Origin of the sequence: Arthrobacter sp. MP_M4 (assembly GCF_035984855.1) — a bacterium.
GTDB lineage: Bacteria > Actinomycetota > Actinomycetes > Actinomycetales > Micrococcaceae > Arthrobacter.
Window position 1 is genome coordinate 1 of the sequence record NZ_JAXCHX010000050.1, and the last position, 5069, is coordinate 5069.

Below are 5069 nucleotides of genomic sequence, written 5' to 3' on the forward strand. Positions count from 1 at the left end.
GGAGGGTGTGGGAGAGTAGGTCACCGCCGGAACACCATTAAACGGTCGAGAGCCCCTAACCACCAGGTCAGGGGCTCTCCCGCATTTAACCCCCCAAACCCCAACCGACACCCCAGCAGGAACGCCGGAACAAAACCTGCCGGAACAGCAGGAGCGCCGGAACAGAACCAGCCCGTGCCGCAGGAGCGTCAAGGCGGGCATTACCAGAGCTGCAGGCTCGTCCGCTGTTGGCGAAATATGGCCCCTAAAGGCAGTGATTCCCGGCTTTTTCGTCAAAAAAGACCGAAAACACGCGGAATTTGCCGCCTCGGCCGCGCCAAGCTGGTAAGTTTTCGAACAGTGGCTTGTGCGCACGCCGTGTGCAGGCTCCAGGAATCATGACCGTCCAGGAGGACATAAATGGCTAAGAACCGTAGTGAACTTGTTGCAGACGTAGCAGGCAAGGCCGGCACCAGCCAGGCAGCCGTCAACTCCGTGCTGGATGCACTGTTCGAGGTTTTCGAGACCTCCGTCGCCGCGGGCGAAAAGATCACCATCCCGGGCTGGCTTGCAGTTGAGCGCACCGACCGTGCAGCTCGCACCGGCCGCAACCCGCAGACCGGCGAGACCATTCAGATCGCCGCGGGCCACAGCGTCAAGCTGACCGCCGGTTCCAAGCTGAAGGCTGCGGTCTCCAAGAAGAAGTAGTCTTCTGGCATTGCTTGAAAGGAGCGGCGACCCCATGGGTCGCCGCTCCTTTTTGGTTAACTGCCACGCCGTCGGCGGGCTCGGCCACGGGAGGCGGTTTCAGCTGGTCCCTCTGGTGTTCCCGATTCGGCCTGCGGCCGGGGCGTAGCGGACAATGGAAGTGTGCCAGCTGCAGCAAGTCCCCGTGCCACCTCCTCCGCTCCGACCCCGACAGGGGGAGCGGGAAGCGCTGTTGCGGGCAACGTCGCAATCCCCCGGCCCTGGCTGTACGCGGGCCTTGCAGCGCTTTTCCTGGGACTGGTAGCCGCCCTGCTGTTCTCGGGCGCGGCTGCCGCCCGCCAAGTCTCCGACCCGGGGGCACTGGTCCGCTGGGGCCTGCCCGCCAGCAAAGCATTGCATAACGTCTCGCTGGCCACCGTGATCGGCGGCCTGCTCTTCGCTGTGGGAATCCTGCCGCGCTCATTGGCCGGGTCCCGGTCCAAAGCCAAGAATCTCCCGGAACATCCGGCCTTCACCCGTTCGCTGGCTGTAGCCGCCGCCGCGGGCGCCGTATGGACGCTCTCCGCTGTTGCGGTGCTGGTGCTCAGCTACTCGGACATCGCGGGCCAGCAGATCTCCGGTGACCCGGAATTCACCCGCTCCCTGGTCTATTTCATGACTGATATCGAGACTGGCCGCGCCTGGCTGGCTGTCGTCATCATCGCTGCCGTCGTAACGACCGCCCTCTTCGGCGTCCGGTCGCTGGGCGGGCTGGCGGCAACTCTCGTGCTGTCCCTGATTGGCCTGGTCCCGTCGGCATTGATTGGCCACTCGGCCAGCTCTGCGGATCACGAAGGCGCCATCAACTCGCTGGGCCTGCACCTGGTCGGCGTCTCGGCCTGGGTGGGGGGCATCATCATGCTGGCCTTGCTCTCAGGCCTGCTGGGCGGCGCTGCGTCGGGTTCGAAGAACGGGAGCAACCCGGACATCACTGACCCGACGCTCCGGCGTTTCTCCGCCCTGGCTGGCTTCGCATTCGTGCTCGTCTTCGCGTCCGGGGTGATCAACGCCAGCATCCGCCTCACGTCGTGGGACGATCTCTTCGGCTCGTCCTACGGCCAGCTAGTGCTTGCGAAGGCAGCGGCCACCCTGGTCCTTGGCGGCATCGGGCTGATGCACCGGCGCTGGGTCATCCCGCAGCTGGGCAGCCGGGGCGGCGGACTGTCAGCCCGGCGCGTGCTTTGGCAGCTGGTTGTTGCGGAGTTGCTGATCATGGGGACGACGTCGGGCATCGCCGTCGCGCTGGGCCGCTCGGCGCCGCCGCAGGGCGAAGCTCTGGTGCCGAACGCGTCGCCGGCCTTCATCGTTTCCGGCTACGATTTGCCGCCGGAGCTCACCCCCGACCGCTGGCTGAGCGAATGGCGTCTCGACTGGCTCTGGGTCACTGTGGCGATGTTTGGCTTCGTGGCCTACGTCCTGGGCATGCGGAAGGTGCTCCGACGCGGGGATTCCTGGTCCTGGTTCCGTGCCGTCAACTGGGTCATCGGGCTGGTGGTTCTGACCTACGTCACCTCCGGTCCGCCGTCGGTCTATGGCCGGGTGCTGTTTTCCGCCCACATGGTGGACCACATGGCGCTGACCATGGTGGCCCCCATCTTCCTTGTGCTGGGAGCTCCGGTGACGCTGGCCCTCCGTGCGCTGGCCCCGCGGCGCGACAGCTCGCGCGGCCCCCGCGAATGGGTGCTGATCTTCGTGCACTCCAGATTCTCCCAACTCGTCACACACCCCCTCTTCGCAGCCGCCAACTTCGCCGGCTCGATCGTGCTGTTCTACTACTCGGACGCCTTCGGCTATGCGATGCGCGACCACGTCGGCCACGAGCTGATGAACCTGCACTTCGCCCTTACGGGCTACATCTTCGTGTTGACCATGATCGGCACCGACCCGCTGCCCCGGCGCGCGCCGTACCCCATGCGGCTGCTGCTCCTGCTGGCCACGATGGGCTTCCACGCGTTCTTCGGCGTGGCGATCATGGGCGGCACCGGGCTCCTCGCTGCGGACTACTTCGGCAACCTCGGCCGGACCTGGGGCGCGTCGGCACTGCTGGACCAGCAGATGGGCGGCGCCGTGGCCTGGGGCATCGGCGAAATACCGACGCTGCTGGTCGCGATCGGCGTCGCGGTCCAATGGTCCCGCTCCGATGCCCGCGAGTCCAAGCGCACCGACCGGGCAGCCGACAGGAATAATGACGCCGATCTGACTGCTTACAACGATATGTTTGCCAAGCTGGCTGAGCGCGATGCCCGGCAGGCCGAACGCAATACCAAGCTGGAAGGACGCTCATGACCGAAACCGTACGCACCCACCTCCGGGTCCGCGCCTCCGAACTGGTGGGCCGCAACTGGCTCAACACCGGCGGCAAATCCCTGGATCTGGAATCGCTGCGCGGCAAGATCGTGCTGCTCGATTTCTGGACCTTCTGCTGCATCAACTGCCTGCACGTGCTGGACGAGCTCCGCCCGCTTGAACAGGAGTATTCCGACGTCCTCGTAACTGTCGGCGTCCACTCGCCCAAATTCGAGCACGAAGCGGATCCGGTGGCCCTGGCCGCGGCCGTCGAACGCTACGAGATCCGCCACCCTGTCCTCGACGACCCCGAGCTGGACACCTGGAAGGCCTACACCGCCCGGGCCTGGCCCACACTGGTGGTCGTCGACCCCGAGGGCTACATCGTGGCGCACCTCTCCGGAGAGGGCCACGCGGACGGCCTCGCGGTGCTGATTCCGGAGTTGATCGCCGAGCATGAGGCCAAGGGCACGCTGCACCGCGGCGACGGTCCCTATGTGGCTCCGGAGCCGACGTCGGGTACCCTGCGGTTCCCCGGCAAGGCACTTTTCCTTCCCGCCGGCCGCGGCGGGTCTGACGCTGCAGGCGACGCCGGCTCCTGGCTCGTCACGGACACCGGTCACCACCGCCTCGTGGAGCTTTCCACCGACTTCCAGACCGTGCTGGCCACTTACGGCTCGGGCGAGAAAGGCCACGCCGACGGCGGCGCCGCCGACGCCCGCTTCAACGAGCCGCAGGGACTCGTTCTGCTGCCGGAGGACGCCGCTGCCGAGGCAGGCTACGACGTCGTGATTGCCGATTCCGTGAACCACCGCTTACGCGGGCTGTCCCTGGCGGGCGGAACGGTTCGGACCCTGGCCGGCAACGGCGTGCAGCGGCTCCTGGAGACCGGACCGGCCCGGGTAGACGAGGAAGGCGCCGCTTATGGGGCCAGGCTCGAGGCGGATCCGCTCAGGGTCTCCCTCAGCTCACCCTGGGACGTTGTCTGGTCCGCCAAGCTGGACGCGGTCGTGGTCGCGATGGCCGGCGTGCATCAGATCTTCAGTTTCAACCCGCGCTCCGGCGCTGTCTCCATCATCGCCGGCAACGGCCTGGAGGGCCTGCTCGATGGCCCGGCCGCGGAAGCCTGGTTCGCGCAGTCCTCCGGGCTCGCCGAGGATGCCGACGGCAACATCTGGGTGGCGGACTCCGAAACCTCGGCGCTTCGCAAGCTCGTGGTCGGCGACGACGGCGCCATCACTGTTGAGTCCGCCGTCGGCAAGGGCCTGTTCGATTTCGGCTTCCGCGACGGGGAGGCCGCCGAGGCGCGCCTGCAGCACCCGTTGGGCGTCACGGTTCTCCCGGACGGCTCCGTGGCGATCGCGGATACGTACAACGGTGCCGTCCGCCGCTATGACCCCGCCTCCGGGATGGTCTCCACCCTGGCGCGCGGGCTGTCCGAGCCTTCCGACGTGATCGTGGACCACACGCAGGTGGCCGGCGCCGAGCCGCTGCTGGTGGTGGTCGAAGCCAACAAGCACCAGCTCGTCTACGTGCCAATCCCCAAGGAGGCGCAACAGGTGGACGAGGGCGCAGCCCAGACGCAGCGGCCGAAGACCCCCGTGGCCCCCGGGCTGCTGGAGCTGACCGTCCGGTTCAGCGCGCCGACCGGCCAGAAGCTGGATGACCGCTGGGGAGACCCGACCCAGTTGAAGATCTCCTCCACCCCGCCGGAACTGCTGCTCGCCGGCGGTGGAACCTCCGTGGGCCTGACCCGCACCCTCGAACTGGCCGCCGACGTGCCCGAAGGAGTTTTGCACATCACTGCCCGCGCGGCGGCCTGCGACGGTCCGGAGGACGCGGACGGTGACATCCCGGACCACGCCGCCTGCCACCTGTACCAGCAGGACTGGGGCATCCCGGTGCTCCTGCAGGCCGACGGTGACACGGGGCTGGTCCTGGACCTGCGGGGTATGGACTAAGCCGGCTCTTCAAGGTTCCCGGGGAAATAGGTTCGTGTTGTAGCTAGAAGAGGACTCGTGGTCCTGCTGGGATGAGTGTTACTACGCATTCAACCT

Annotated in this window: 3 protein-coding genes; all 3 read left to right on the top strand. The window is 66.9% G+C overall.

What is annotated here, in order from left to right:
* Positions 1-399 precede the first annotated feature (399 nt).
* The 3 genes from RCH15_RS18820 (at position 400) to RCH15_RS18830 (ending at position 4973) form a co-directional block, all read left to right on the top strand.
* Complete coding sequence (locus RCH15_RS18820) at positions 400-687, top strand: HU family DNA-binding protein (RefSeq protein WP_326962176.1); 288 nt, start codon at positions 400-402, stop codon at positions 685-687.
* 162 nt (positions 688-849) lie between these two features.
* Positions 850-3012: a cytochrome c oxidase assembly protein gene (locus RCH15_RS18825; protein ID WP_326962177.1), complete on the top strand. Its 2163-nt coding sequence runs from the start codon at positions 850-852 to the stop codon at positions 3010-3012.
* Positions 3009-4973, top strand: coding sequence for an NHL domain-containing thioredoxin family protein (locus tag RCH15_RS18830; protein ID WP_326962178.1), 1965 nt, complete (start codon positions 3009-3011; stop codon positions 4971-4973). Before RCH15_RS18825 ends, RCH15_RS18830 begins: the two co-directional genes overlap by 4 nt.
* The last annotated feature ends 96 nt before the right edge of the window (positions 4974-5069 follow it).

Bases quoted from the DNA above. Each gene is read 5' to 3' on its own strand.
- RCH15_RS18820 (WP_326962176.1), top strand. From the start codon at position 400: ATGGCTAAGAACCGTAGTGAACTTGTTGCAGACGTAGCAGGCAAGGCC.
- RCH15_RS18830 (WP_326962178.1), top strand. From the start codon at position 3,009: ATGACCGAAACCGTACGCACCCACCTCCGGGTCCGCGCCTCCGAACTG.